The organism is Microbacterium sp. 1154 (assembly GCF_031455375.1).
GTDB lineage: Bacteria > Actinomycetota > Actinomycetes > Actinomycetales > Microbacteriaceae > Microbacterium.
The window spans coordinates 1,702,065-1,714,659 of record NZ_JAVDSN010000001.1 but is presented as its reverse complement, the minus strand read 5'-3'; the positions used below and the strand labels follow the sequence as shown (position 1 = coordinate 1,714,659).

Genomic DNA, 12,595 nt, shown 5'->3' with positions numbered 1-12,595 from the left:
CCTACCCGCGGTCGGGTGGCGGTCGATTCGAAGCGAGACGGTGCCCGCAAGCCACGGGCGGGACACCACCGGCTCCCTCACACGGGCGCGCTGATCCGGAGCACGGCAGATACCGCCACCGAGCGTGATGCGGCGCTCTGGATCACGCGGCGCGGCGCTCGGCGCTCTCGAGGCGGATGGCGGACCGGATGGCTTCGCGTGCGCGGCGACGATCACCGGCCGCGTCGTACGCGAGCCCGAGCCGGTAGCGCGCGCGCCAGTCGTCCGGATGTTGCTCGACGTCGGCGCGATAGCGCGGAAACAGCGCGTCGCCGTCCTCGCGCTGGATGCGGCCGCTCGGGCGCACGGGAAGGTCTTCGTCGGGGAGGCCGCCCTCGGCGTCCATGCGCTCCCCCAACTGCTGCGCGCGGACACCGAACCACAGCTCGCGGCCGATCGCCCAGATGGCCAGCACCGGCAGGACGAGAAGTGCGACGCCCATCACGACACCGACGGTCTCGCCGCTCGAGAGCAGCACGACGGCCCGCTGGCCCGCGAGTACGACGTACATCAGCAGCAGCACCGTCATGACGGCCACCGCAATGCGCACTCTCATGCGCTGGTGACGCCCGCTACCTGGCCCGACACGTCGCCGTCGGCGATGGGCGCCTCGGGCTGAAGAGGGCGCGTGCGCACGCCGATGTCGATGAAGCTGTCGAGGCCCACGTGGACCCCGCGGGCCTCGCGCGCGGCGGCCAGGGCGATGCGGATGCCGGGAGCGTACGCCTTCGCGGGCTCGATCGTGTCGTGGACGATCGTGAGCGACTCCCCCGCCCCCGACAGAACCGTCTCTTGCCGGGCGACCACGCCCGGGCGGCGAAGGGAGTGGATGGGGACCGAGGCGACGCGCTGGCCGCGGGCCCGCTGGTCGACGTGCGGTGATTCGACGGGACCGACGTCGGCCCGAGCCGCCGCGATGAGCTCGGCCGTGCGCACGGCGGTGCCGCTCGGGGAGTCGATCTTGGACTCGTGGTGCGCCTCGACGATCTCGATCGAGGGGAAGAACGGCGCCGCCGCAGCGGCGAGGGCGCTGCCGATCACCGAACCGAGCGAAAAGTTGGGGATGAAGACGGCGCCCGTGCCGCTGGCATCCACCAAAGAACGGACGAGGGCGATGCGCTCGTTCGACCAGCCGGACGTGCCGACCAGGACGTTGATGCCGCGTTCGACGGCGGCGCGCACGACGTCGATCGAGACGGCGGGTGTGGTCGCATCGATGACGACGTCGGCACCGTCGATCTCGCTGAGCGGGGAGGACGAGCCGAGGACGGCGGTGACCTCGTACCCCTCTTCGGCCTCGACGACCGCGCGGATCACTCCGCCGAGCTTTCCGGTCCCACCCACAATGGCCACACGAGTCGTCATGCGTCCAGCCTAGGCGCGGCCACCCGGCGTCGCGGTCTTATCCACAGACGCGCCGCGCCCGAGTTCAGACGGGAAGCGGGTCGACCAGGCCGGTACGCAGCTCGACCGGCAGGTGCGCCAGGTCGTTGTGGGACAGCAGCGTCCAGGGACGCCCCTTCTTCTGCGCGATGACGGTGAGACCGCAGTACGCCTGGTTGATCGTCATCCACCGCCAGTCCGGCGCCTGCAGCACCTCGCGGACGAACCACGAGATGACGAAGTTGTGCGTGATGACGAGCTCGTGCACCTCGCCGGCCTTGCGGGCGAGGAACTCGGCGGTGGCGTCAGCCATCTGCGCGCGACCCGCGTCGATCTCGGCCTCGGTCACCGACCCGAAGAAGGGCTCGAACACCGAGGGGGTCTCGGGCGTCATGCCGGTGGGGATGCAGTCGAACAGCAGCGCCGACGACTCCGGGGTGACCGCCGGCAGCCTGTCGGCGACCGCGCGGGCGGTCTGCGCTGCGCGCTCCAGGGGCGAGTGCCACACGGCGTCGAGAGGGAGTCCCGAGAGGCGGTCGGCCAGCAGTGCGGCCTGGCGCTGACCGCGCGGAGACAGGGGTCCGTCGGTGAGGCCATGTTCGGCATCCTGGTGCTCGCCATGGCGCACCAGGTAGATGTAGTGCGTCACGTCAGCTCACTTCGTCGTCGATCTGCCGTCCCCCGGCCCTCACGACAAGCCTACGTCACGCCCCCGACAGGGGCACGGTCACTCCGCGGCGCGCGCGATATCCGACAGGTGCGCGCGGCTCAGTCGCACACCCACGGCGCGCATGCACTCCACCACGTGGCGGGGAGCGAAGGCGTTCACGATCGGCGCCGTCACGATCTTCTGCGCGAGCAGCCACGCCACCGCCACCGCGGCATCCGGGAGTCCGAGCTCGCTGCCCACGGCGTCGAGGGCGCGCAGCACCCGCGAACCGCGCCGGTTGAGGTGTGCCGCGACCTGCGTACCGCGCACCGACTGCGAGGACTGGCCGCGAGTCCGCGTCTCGCCGGCGAGGAAGCCGTGTGCGAGAGGGTGGGAGGGGGTCACGGCCATGTTCTGGGCCGAGGCGATGAGCCGCACGTCGCCCTCGAACTCGGAGCGGCGCAGCACGTTGTAGGGCACGTCGAGCACCGTGATGCGCGGGTATCCGGCCGAGGAGAGGATGCGGGCTTCGACGAGCTGCGCGGCGGTGTAGCCGTGCGCGCCGATCGCGCGAACCTTGCCCGACTCCACGAGCCACTCGCTGGTGGCCAGGGTGTCCTCGAGGACGGCGCGGTCACCTCGAGCGGCGTCGAGGGAGAGCACGTCGATACGGTCGGTGCCCAAACGTGTGAGCGATGCCTCGACGGCGCGGACGAGGTTGACGGAGTCGAGCCCCGGGTTGTCGGGGTGACCGCCGATGCGAACCGTGAGCACGACCTCGTCGCGCATACGCCGGGTGCGAAGCCACTCGCCGATGATGAACTCGCTGCGTCCCGCCGCGTAGCTGTCGGCCGTGTGCAGGGCGTTGCCGCCGAGCTCGGCGTAGGCGTCGAGGATCTCGTGGCTCGAGCGCGCGTCGACGTTCCAGCCGAACTCTCCCCCGCCGAGGAAGAGCGGGAATACGTCGAAACCCGTCTCGCCGAGCGGCACGCGCACGTGAGAGCCCAGGCCGGGGCCCTGGAGAGTGATCGGCGAGGAGGGGTGCGGCGCACGATCCCGACGCAGGCGTGGCGAGGCCGTCTCATCGACGCCCGAGCCGCTCATGACGAGGTCCTCTCCCCGAGATGCCGGGTGACGGTACGAAGATCATCCGTATCACCACGCCCCCCGACGTACTACGAGGCTAGGCGCTCACCGGGACCGCTCCGCCCATTGCCCCGCCGTGGCGATAAACATTGCGTAACGCTTGTGCGGCGATCGTCACACCCGCCACAGGCGCCACACGACGGATGCCCGCCCCGCCGAAGCGGGACGGGCATCCGAGGACGAGACGATCAGCCTTCGGCGGGAGCCTCGGGGCCCTCGCTCGCGGCGGCCGAGCTCTGCGTGTCGGCCGGCTCGGGCGTGGCGGCGTCCTCGTCGAGCACGGGCTCGAGCGACAGCTTGCCGCGGTCGTCGATCTTCGTGATGCGCACGAGGATCTTGCGACCGACCGAGAGCACGTCTTCGACGTTCTCGACGCGCTTGCCACCGGCGAGCTTGCGGACCTCGCTGACGTGCAGCAGGCCGTCCTTGCCGGGAAGCAGCGAGACGAACGCGCCGAAGGTGGCGATCTTGACGACGGTTCCGAGGAACTGCTCGCCCACCTCGGGGTTGGTCGGGTTGGCGATCGCGTTCACCTGAGCGCGGGCCGCCTCGGCCGAGGGGCCGTCGGTCGCGCCGATGTACACGGTGCCGTCGTCCTCGATCGAGATCTGGGCGCCGGTCTCGTCCTGGATGGAGTTGATCGTCTTGCCCTTGGGGCCGATGAGCTCACCGATCTTGTCGACCGGGATCTGGACGCTGATGACGCGGGGCGCGGTGGGCGCCATCTCGTCGGGGGCGTCGATCGCCGAGTTCAGAACGTTGAGGATCGTGAGGCGAGCCTCCTTGGCCTGCGTCAGGGCGGCAGCGAGCACCGACGACGGGATGCCGTCGAGCTTGGTGTCGAGCTGGATCGCGGTGATGAACTCCGACGTACCGGCGACCTTGAAGTCCATGTCGCCGAGGGCGTCTTCGGCGCCGAGGATGTCGGTCAGCGCGGCGTAGCGCGTCTGCCCATCGACCTCGTCGGTGACCAGGCCCATGGCGATACCGGCGACGGGGGCGCGAAGGGGCACACCCGCGTTCAGCAGCGAGAGGGTCGAGGCGCACACCGAGCCCATCGACGTCGAGCCGTTGGAGCCGAGCGCCTCGGACACCTGACGGATCGCGTAGGGGAACTCCTCGCGGCTGGGGAGCACCGGAACGAGCGCGCGCTCGGCCAGGAAGCCGTGGCCGATCTCGCGACGCTTCGGGCTGCCCACGCGACCGGTCTCACCGGTCGAGTACGGCGGGAAGTTGTAGTGGTGCAGGTAGCGCTTGCTCGTGATGGGCGACAGCGAGTCGATCTGCTGCTCCATCTTGAGCATGTTCAGCGTGGTGACGCCCAGGATCTGGGTCTCACCGCGCTGGAAGATCGCCGAGCCGTGGACGCGCGGGATGACCTGCACCTCGGCGTCGAGCGGGCGGATGTCGGCGAGTCCGCGACCGTCCATGCGGACGCCCTCGGCCAGGATGCGACCGCGCACGATCGTCTTGGTGACCGACTTGTAGGCCGCGGCGAACTCGAGCGTCGCGACGGGGGGCAGCTCGCCCGACTCGACGGCGGCGAGCAGCTGCTCCTTGACCGAGGTCTTGACCTCGTCGTCGGCGTTCTGACGCTCCTGCTTGTCGGCGATCTGGTACACGGGCACGAGGCGGTCGTAGGCGCGGCCGGCGACGAAGTCGTAGACCTCCTGGCTGTAGGCCGGGAAGACGGGGTACGACTGGATCTCCTTCGACGCGGTACGAGCGACCTCGTTCTGCGCGTCGACGAGCTGGCGAAGGAACGGCTTGGCGGCCTCGAGGCCCTCGGCGACGACCTGCTCGTTGGGCTTGGTCGCGCCGCCCTTGATCATGTTCCAGCTGCCCTCGGTGGCCTCGGCCTCCACCATCATGATGGCGACGTCGCCGTCGTCGAGCACGCGGCCCGCGACGATGAGGTCGAAGACGGCGTCCTCGAGCTGCGTGACGGTCGGGAACGCGACCCACTGGTCGGCGTGCTCGCCCTGGCCGGGGATGAGCGCGAGGCGGACACCGGCGATCGGGCCGGAGAACGGCAGGCCCGAGATCTGGGTCGACATGGATGCCGCGTTGATGGCGAGGGCGTCATAGAACTCGCCCGGCGCGATCGACAGCACGGTGACGACGATCTGGACCTCGTTGCGCAGGCCGTCGACGAACGACGGGCGCAGCGGGCGGTCGATGAGGCGGCACACCAGGATGGCCTCGGTGGAGGGGCGACCCTCGCGGCGGAAGAACGACCCGGGGATCTTGCCCGCGGCGTAGGAACGCTCTTCGACGTCGACGGTCAGCGGGAAGAAGTCGAATCCTTCACGCGGGTGCTTGCCGGCGCTGGTGGCCGACAGGAGCATCGTCTCTTCGTCGAGGTAGGCGGCGACGGCGCCCTGAGCCTGCTGAGCGAGGCGTCCGGTCTCGAAGCGGACGGTACGGGTGCCGAAACGGCCGTTGTCGAGAACGGCTTCAGCGGCGGTGATTTCTGGACCTTCCAAGAGGTCCCTCCTTCTTTGTTTAGGCTCGCCGCCCCGTGTGGGCGACGAGCTGACATGCGAAGGAGCAGGAACAGGCAGAAAGGGCGCGCCGACGAATCGGCCCGGAAATCCCGGCGACTGGCCACCAGTAGACGACCACCCGGCGATCCGACGGGGAGTCCACCACAGGGGACCAGCGTCTGCCGGCCTGCTCCGTGAGCTCATATGTAGTTGAGCCGATGCCAAGACGGCATCCATTCCCACCCTATCAGCGACGACCCTGCCAGGGTGGGCAGCTCACGGGATCGTGCTCTACCGTGACCTCATGAGCCTCATTCGCCGCATGAGTCACACGCTGCTCGCGTGCGTCCTCGTCGGCGCGGCTCTCGTCCCCTCCCCCGCCTCGGCGAGCGCCCTGACCGGTCGCGCTCTCGCCGCGGCCGTCGACGACGGCGCCGTCGCCCAGGTGAAGCGGGAGTTGGATGCCGCGGAGGCCGACGCCGTCGCCGCGTCGCGCCGCGCTCTCAACGCGTCCGCCGTCGCCGATCAGACGCGTCTGCAGGCGGAACGGACCGGGGCGCGCGCGGTCGAGCTGACCGCGCAGAGCGCCTCGGCCGACGCCGCGGAGCTCTCCAGCGTCGCCGCCGCGGGCGCCAGCGCCGCACGGCTCTACCGCACCGTGGACGGCGGGCCGCTCGTGGCGCAACTGCTCACGAACGCCGATCCCGATTCGCTGCTCGAGCGGCTCGGCATCCTGGATCGTGTGTCCGCGGTGACGGCGCGCACCGCGGCCCGGGCTCGCAGCGCGGCCGACGTCGCGACCTCGCTGCGCACGCAGGCGGAGCAGGCGCGAGACGAAGCCGCGCGACTCGCCGCCGACGCGCAGACCACGGCCGCGGCGGCGCAGAGCGAAGCGGACGCCGAGACCGCGACCGTGCGGGCGGCGCAGGCGCGACTCGACGACCTGTATGCCCAGCTCGCGGCGCTGCGCGCGACGACGGCCGCTCAGGAACGGGCGGCGCGCGAGCAGGAGAAGGTGCAGCGCGACGCCCAGCAGCCGGGCGGGTCGGCGGGAGGACCCGCGACGGGCTCGGGCGGCGGTTCCGGGGGCGCGGGCGGATCGAGCAGCGGGGCGCCCGTCGGCGGAGGGTCCGGCGGGTCCGGCAACGGCTCAGGGTCAGGAGGTTCGGGCTCCGGCGGATCGGGCTCGAGCGGGTCGGGCTCGAGCGGGTCGGGCTCGGGTGGCTCGGGCTCGAACGGCGGATCCGGCGGCGGCTCCACCGCCCCCGCGGGCCCCGTCATGAGCCCGAACGAGGCGCGCTCCGCGGCCCGCGGCGCGATCGGTCGCTACGGCTGGGGCGACGACCAGTTCTCGTGCCTCGTTTCGCTGTGGAACCGCGAGTCGGGCTGGCGGGTCGACGCCTTCAACGGCGGGAGCGGTGCCTACGGCATCCCGCAGGCTCTTCCCGGAGAGAAGATGGCGACCTTCGGCCTCGACTGGCGGACGAACGCGAACACCCAGATCTCCTGGGGCCTGTCGTACATCAGCTCGCGGTACGGCTCGCCGTGCGGGGCGTGGGATCACTCCCAGCGCACCGGCTGGTACTGAGCGGCGCGGCTCAGACCGCGTCGGCGCGCTGGCGATCCCCTCGGGTCGGCAGGTCGACGTAACCGCTGTGCTTGGCGACGATCCCGTCGCCGGCGGTGCGCCCGCGCACGCGTCGCCACACCCACGGCAGAGCGTCGCGCGTGAGCCACGTTCCGCGCGGTCGCTCGCCGTCGTCGGCGTGCAGGGCCTCGTCGAGGTCGAGCAGAGCGCGCGCATCCGGCACGCCCAGCGCCTCCGCCGCCCGGTAGGCGACGAGGCGGTGACCGGCCGAGCTGAGGTGCACGAGATCGTCGGCCCACATCAATGCCTCGCCGATCTCGCCCACCGCCTCGAGGTCGAGCAGGATGGCACCCTGCTCTGCGGCGATACGGCGCAGGTGCACGTTGTACGCCGCGAAGCGCCGAGCGAAGAGGCGTGCCGCGGGCCGGCGAGGCAGGAACGTCGTGACCAGCAGCACATCGGCACCGCTGCGGCGAACGGCCCGTACCGCCGACTCGACCTCGGCCACCAGCGCCGACAGCACGGGCGCGGGACCCACGAGGTCGTTCGCCCCGATGAGGATCGACACCAGGTCAGGCTGCAGAGCGAGCGCCGCGGGGATCTGCTCGTCGATGAGGTGCCGCACCCGACGGCTGCGCACGGCGAGGTTCGCGTAGCGGAACGGCCCTCGGTCGGTGGTGCCCGCGAGGAGCTCGGCGAGGCGGTCGGCCCACCCTCGGTACTGGCCCGACGGCATGCGCGACGCATCGCACAGCCCCTCCGTGAGTGAATCGCCGAGGGCCACGAAGCGCGTCCACTGCCCCCGGGTCCGGGATGCCGCGGTGCCCGCCGGCCGCGGGCTCCCCCGTCGCAGCAGGCTGTCGTCGACGCGGCGCAGGGCGACGGCGTCGCGGTAGTGCTCGACCAGCGCCCCGGTCAGGGCCGACCACGTCCGGCCCTCCACCGAGTTCCGCGCCGCGCGGGCGAACGCGCGACGTTTCGACTCGTCGCCCACGAGGTCCGCGACCCTGGTCCGCAGGTCGGCTAGGTCGCCGGGCTTGTACAACCACCCGTCCACGCTCGAACGCACGAGGTCCAACGGCCCGCCGATCCCGGTGGCGACCACCGGCACTCCGCTCGCGAGCGCCTCCTGGATGGTCTGGCCGAAGGTCTCGCTCTCCCCCGGGTGCACGAACACGTCGAAGCCCGCGAGGGTCGACGCGAGACCCGAACCGCTCAGGTGGCCGGTGAAGACGGCATCCGGGATCGCCTTCTGCAGCGCGGGACGCGACGGCCCGTCTCCCACGATCACCAGGCGGGTGTCGGGCAGGTCGGCGAGCACGCGCAGGTCGTCCACCTGTTTCTCGGGGGCCAGGCGGCCGACGTAGCCGATGATGCGTTCGCCGTTCGGGGCGATCCGCGCGCGCCACGCGTCGTCGCGCTGATCGGGGGCGAAGCGCACGGCATCCACCCCCCTGCCCCATCGGCGGACGCGATCGACACCCAGCCCCTCGAGCTGCCGCGTCGAGGCCGACGACGGCGCGAGGGTGAGGGTCGCGCGGCGGTGCAGGCGCGAGACGTGACCGGCGACGAGGGCCGTGGCGTGCGGCAGCCCGTACTTCTGCGAGTAGGCGACGACGTCGGTCTGGTAGACCGCGACCGAGGGGATCTTGAGCGCGTCGGCGGCGGCGAGCCCCTGCCAGCCGAGAACGAAGGGGGATGCCAGGTGCACGACGTCGGGGTCGAAGTCGCGCAGCAGGGCGCCCAGGCGCGCCGCGCGAGCGAACACGACCCGCACCTCGGGGTACGACGGCAGAGGCACCGAGCGCAGCAGCTCGGTGCGGGCTCCGTGCAGGTCGGCGGTGACGTCTCCGTGTTTGGGCGCGATCACGAGGGTCTCGTGTCCCGCCTCCGCCAGATGGCGCAGGACGTGGAGAACGGAACCGGTGACCCCGTTCATGTGCGGGAGAAAGGATTCGGCCAGCAGCGCGACTCTCACGAGACCAGGGTGGGGTGCGCAGCGGCCTCGCGGGGACGCGGAGGGCCCGACGTTCGTTTTGTTCACCGGATGCTCCACCGGGGGTCACCCTCACGTCGGCGGGGCGTCTCGATCGGAGGCGGAGAGTGACGGAATGGACGGAGTCGACGCCTGGCTGCAGGCGATCGCGGCGAGCCCGTGGGCCCTGCTCGGTATGGCGCTGCTCGTGTTCGCCGACGCGTTCCTGGTGGTCATCCCCGGCGAGGCGGCCGTCACCGCGTTCGGCGCGTTGGCCGTGTCGAACGGGACGCCGCCCCTGACCGGCGTGATCCTCGTCGCGGGGGCGGCCGCCTTCGCGGGAGACGCCTGCTGCTATCTCGTGGGACGCACCGTCGGGGTGGAGCGGTGGGCGTGGATGCGCGGACCCCGCGTGCGCGCCGCTCTGGATTGGGCGCGGGCGCGGCTCGAGCGCAACGCCGCCGTGGTGCTGTTCACGGCGCGGTTCGTGCCGTTCGCCCGGCTCGCGGTGAACCTCGCCGCCGGGGCCGCCCGGGTCGATCCCGTGCGGTACCTGGGCGTGGCCGCCGTCGCCGCGCTGGCGTGGGCGGCGTACCAGGCGGTGATCGGCGCGGTGGTGGCCGCCCTCGTGCCCGGCGGACCCGTGGTGGCCGTGGTCGTGTCGATCGCGCTGGCGGTGGGCATCGGCGTGGGGATCGACGCCGCTCTCGCCCGGCGGGCGAGGCGGCGGGCAGCGGCGCGGGGCTGAGGCGGGCGCCGCTCGCAGAATCGGAGGATCGCGCCGGAATCGGACGAGTCGCGGCTCGGAATCCGATTCCGGTGAGGGTCTCCGATTCTGCGTGGATCCGAGCCTCGGGTGACTCCGGATGCCGGCACCCCGGCGCCTCAGACCAGCGCGAGCGTCTGCTCCGCGGCGTCGACCAGCGCACGGCCGTACGACGGGCCGTGTCCGGCGGCGTGCACGGCGAGGGGGTGCAGCTGGTGCAGCGGGACGCGCCCGCGCCACCCCTCGCCGAGCGGGTGTGCCCGGTCGTACGCGTCGAGGATCCGGTCGAGGAAGGGGCAGCCGAACAGCGCGAGCATCGCGAGGTCGGTCTCGCGGTGACCGCCGTGAGCGGCCGGGTCGATCAGCACCACCCCCGCGCCCGACGACAGCACGTTCCCGGCCCACAGGTCGCCGTGCAGGCGTGCGGGCGGCTCGTCGTCGTCGAAAGCGCCCTCCGCGATCACGGCGCACGCTCGAGCGACGACCTCGGCTCCGGATGCCGACAGGTTGCCCGCCGCGACGGCGATCGGAACGAACGGCTCGATGCGCTGGGCGGCGTAGAACGCTCCCCACGTCGCGGTGGGTGCGGCGGGCTGCGACCGGCGGCCGATGAAGATGTCACCCGTCCAGCCCGGTGGCGGCGAGCCGAACGCCTCCGCTCCGGCGTCGTGCGTGGCGGCGAGCGCTGTTCCGAACGCCGCGGCGGCGGCCGCCGTGGGTTCGGCCTCGGAGATGCGCTCGAGCGTGATGCGGTCGTCGCCGACGTCGATGACCCGCGCGATGCGGGCTCCCCCGGCGTCCGCGAGCCACCGGAGCCCGGCCGCCTCGGCGGCGAAGAAACCGGCGGGGGCGTCGGCCCGGGTCTTCACGAGCAGTTCCATCGTTCCAGTCTGTCGCGATGTCGGGGGTCACCGGCACGATGGAGGAATGAGCGACGGTTACGACCCCGACTTCCTCGGCATCCCCCTGCCCCTCCCCTCACCGGCCGCGCCGACGACGCGGCTCGATTACCCGCGCTTCTCGGTGCTGCTCGACGAGCGGCGCCGCTTCGCGGCGGTCACGGCGGTCGTGATCGACGGCGCGACGCTGCGCGAGCAGCCTCGCACGGGCGAGTGGCGACTCGATCCGCGGGTGTCGGCCGACGCGCAGGCGGGGCCCGAGATCTACAGCCGAAACGATCTCGACCGCGGTCACCTCGTGCGCCGGCGCGACCCCGGCTGGGGTTCGGCGAAAGAGGCTCAGGATGCCACCGAGGCCACGTTCTTCTACACGAACGCCGCCCCGCAGGCTGCCGGGTTCAATCAGTCGAAGGAGCTGTGGCTCGGCCTCGAAGACCACGTGCTCGCCTACGCCGAGACGACCGACCAGCGTCTCGCGGTGTTCACCGCACCCGTGCTCAAGGACGACGACCCGCCCTATCGCGGCATCCGCGTGCCGCTGCGCTTCTGGAAGATCGCCGCCTGGCGGCAGCAGGACACCCTGGCCGCAGCCGGTTTCGTGCTGGACCAGAGCGCACTCGTCGACACACGGCAGGGACTGACGGTTCCCCCGCTCGGGGCGTTCCGCACGTTCCAAGCGCCGATCGCCGACATCGCGGCCGAAGCCGGGATCGACGTGGAAGCGCTGGCCGCGGCCGACACGTTCGTGCGGCGCGGGCTGCGTCCGGTCGCGGCGCGGGAGCTGCAGAGCGTGGACGACGTCGTGTTGTGAGGCGCGGTCAGCGGCCCGTCGCGGCGCGGGACCTGCAGAGCCTGGACGACGTCGTTCTGTGAGGCGCAGTCGGCGCCCCGTGACCGCACGGGAGCTGCAGAGCCTAGATGACGTCACGCCTTGAGGCGCGGTCTGTGGGGCCTGCATCTCCGGCGGCATCGCGGCATCCCGCCTTCGAGCCGCGGAGCACTCGAGATCGTCAGCCGGCGCCCGCCTCAACGCTCCCGCACCGCGTGCAGCAACGTGTCGATGGCCGCGGCGGGGTGTCCGTCGCGCAGCTCCGCGTCCGCGCTGGTGCGGGTGATGCGCTCGCACCGCGCGATGCGGAATCGATCGTCGAGCGCGCCGCGCAGCAGCTCGGGCGTGTAGAGGATCGCCGGGTCGGTGGGGCCGTGGCCTCCCGCCGCGATGTTCTCGACGTCGTGGCCGAGAACGATCAGGGTGCCGCCGGGTGCCACCCAGTCGGCGATGCGCGCGACGGCCGCCGCGCTGTCGCGCAGGTGCAGGTAGCAGGAGACGACCAGATCGACCGGCTCAGTCGGCTGCCAGTCGTGCACGTCCGCGGTCGTCCAGGTGACCGCGTCGCCTCCGGGGCGCGCCGCGGCGAGAGCGAGGCCCGCGCTCGAGAAGTCGATGCCCGTGCAGGCCCAGCCGCGCTCCGCGAGCCACAGCGCGGTGCGTCCGTCACCGGTGGCGACGTCGATGGCGGTCCGCGGAGAAAGCGTCGCCGCGATCTCCCGCACGACGCCGGGCGGCTGGGTGGCCCAGACTCCCCCGGCCGAGGCGCGGTATCGCTCGTCCCACTGCGCGGCATCCATTCCGACTCCTTCTGCTCGGCTCCACCCTAGGTCGG

General features: G+C 72.0%; 11 protein-coding genes. 3 read left to right on the top strand and 8 right to left on the bottom strand.

Annotated elements, in window-relative coordinates; all coding sequences use genetic code 11:
- Nucleotides 1-142: 142 nt before the first annotated feature.
- The 5 genes from J2X55_RS07900 to J2X55_RS07880 all read right to left on the bottom strand — a co-directional run bounded on the left by J2X55_RS07900 (nt 143) and on the right by J2X55_RS07880 (nt 5,703).
- Entirely contained in the window at nt 143-595 is a 453-nt protein-coding gene (locus tag J2X55_RS07900; RefSeq protein WP_309822804.1) for a hypothetical protein, read from the bottom strand.
- Entirely contained in the window at nt 592-1,404 is an 813-nt protein-coding gene (dapB, locus tag J2X55_RS07895; RefSeq protein WP_115920272.1) for a 4-hydroxy-tetrahydrodipicolinate reductase, read from the bottom strand. Before dapB ends, J2X55_RS07900 begins: the two co-directional genes overlap by 4 nt.
- Before the next feature lie 64 nt (nt 1,405-1,468).
- A complete protein-coding gene (locus J2X55_RS07890) occupies nt 1,469-2,071 on the bottom strand; it encodes a histidine phosphatase family protein (RefSeq protein WP_115920270.1) in 603 nt (200 codons plus the stop codon).
- Nucleotides 2,072-2,149: 78 nt separating this feature from the next.
- Nucleotides 2,150-3,175, bottom strand: a complete 1,026-nt coding sequence (locus tag J2X55_RS07885) for an aldo/keto reductase (RefSeq protein ID WP_309822803.1) — start codon at nt 3,173-3,175, stop codon at nt 2,150-2,152.
- Nucleotides 3,176-3,405: 230 nt separating this feature from the next.
- Entirely contained in the window at nt 3,406-5,703 is a 2,298-nt protein-coding gene (locus J2X55_RS07880; protein WP_309822802.1) for a polyribonucleotide nucleotidyltransferase, read from the bottom strand.
- A 304-nt stretch (nt 5,704-6,007) separates the two neighbouring features.
- Here J2X55_RS07880 and J2X55_RS07875 point away from each other — a divergent pair, with 304 nt between their 5' ends.
- Nucleotides 6,008-7,291, top strand: a complete 1,284-nt coding sequence (locus J2X55_RS07875) for a hypothetical protein (RefSeq protein WP_309822801.1) — start codon at nt 6,008-6,010, stop codon at nt 7,289-7,291.
- A gap of 10 nt (nt 7,292-7,301) precedes the next feature.
- On the opposite strand, the gene J2X55_RS07870 is transcribed toward J2X55_RS07875, so the two are convergent.
- A complete protein-coding gene (locus J2X55_RS07870) occupies nt 7,302-9,269 on the bottom strand; it encodes a GDSL-type esterase/lipase family protein (protein WP_309822800.1) in 1,968 nt (655 codons plus the stop codon).
- Between the two features lie 133 nt (nt 9,270-9,402).
- On the opposite strand from J2X55_RS07870, the gene J2X55_RS07865 reads away from it, so the two are divergent.
- On the top strand, nt 9,403-10,014 hold the full coding sequence (locus J2X55_RS07865; protein ID WP_309822799.1) for a VTT domain-containing protein: 612 nt from the start codon (nt 9,403-9,405) through the stop codon (nt 10,012-10,014).
- Nucleotides 10,015-10,151: 137 nt separating this feature from the next.
- Here the strand turns inward: J2X55_RS07865 and J2X55_RS07860 are convergent, their stop codons facing one another.
- Complete coding sequence (locus J2X55_RS07860; protein WP_309822798.1) at nt 10,152-10,913, bottom strand: fructosamine kinase family protein; 762 nt, start codon at nt 10,911-10,913, stop codon at nt 10,152-10,154.
- Between the two features lie 46 nt (nt 10,914-10,959).
- On the opposite strand from J2X55_RS07860, the gene J2X55_RS07855 reads away from it, so the two are divergent.
- Complete coding sequence (locus J2X55_RS07855; RefSeq protein ID WP_309822797.1) at nt 10,960-11,742, top strand: DNA/RNA non-specific endonuclease; 783 nt, start codon at nt 10,960-10,962, stop codon at nt 11,740-11,742.
- A 215-nt stretch (nt 11,743-11,957) separates the two neighbouring features.
- Here J2X55_RS07855 and J2X55_RS07850 read toward each other — a convergent pair whose 3' ends face one another.
- A complete protein-coding gene (locus J2X55_RS07850; RefSeq protein WP_115920260.1) occupies nt 11,958-12,560 on the bottom strand; it encodes a bifunctional 2-polyprenyl-6-hydroxyphenol methylase/3-demethylubiquinol 3-O-methyltransferase UbiG in 603 nt (200 codons plus the stop codon).
- Nucleotides 12,561-12,595: the final 35 nt, after the last annotated feature.

What these genes read in the sequence shown, in the direction of transcription:
- J2X55_RS07900 (WP_309822804.1), bottom strand. Translation starts at nt 595, where the DNA reads ATGAGAGTGCGCATTGCGGTGGCCGTCATGACGGTGCTGCTGCTGATG.
- dapB (WP_115920272.1), bottom strand. Translation starts at nt 1,404, where the DNA reads ATGACGACTCGTGTGGCCATTGTGGGTGGGACCGGAAAGCTCGGCGGA.
- J2X55_RS07885 (WP_309822803.1), bottom strand. Translation starts at nt 3,175, where the DNA reads ATGAGCGGCTCGGGCGTCGATGAGACGGCCTCGCCACGCCTGCGTCGG.
- J2X55_RS07875 (WP_309822801.1), top strand. Translation starts at nt 6,008, where the DNA reads ATGAGCCTCATTCGCCGCATGAGTCACACGCTGCTCGCGTGCGTCCTC.
- J2X55_RS07865 (WP_309822799.1), top strand. Translation starts at nt 9,403, where the DNA reads ATGGACGGAGTCGACGCCTGGCTGCAGGCGATCGCGGCGAGCCCGTGG.
- J2X55_RS07860 (WP_309822798.1), bottom strand. Translation starts at nt 10,913, where the DNA reads ATGGAACTGCTCGTGAAGACCCGGGCCGACGCCCCCGCCGGTTTCTTC.
- J2X55_RS07855 (WP_309822797.1), top strand. Translation starts at nt 10,960, where the DNA reads ATGAGCGACGGTTACGACCCCGACTTCCTCGGCATCCCCCTGCCCCTC.
- J2X55_RS07850 (WP_115920260.1), bottom strand. Translation starts at nt 12,560, where the DNA reads ATGGATGCCGCGCAGTGGGACGAGCGATACCGCGCCTCGGCCGGGGGA.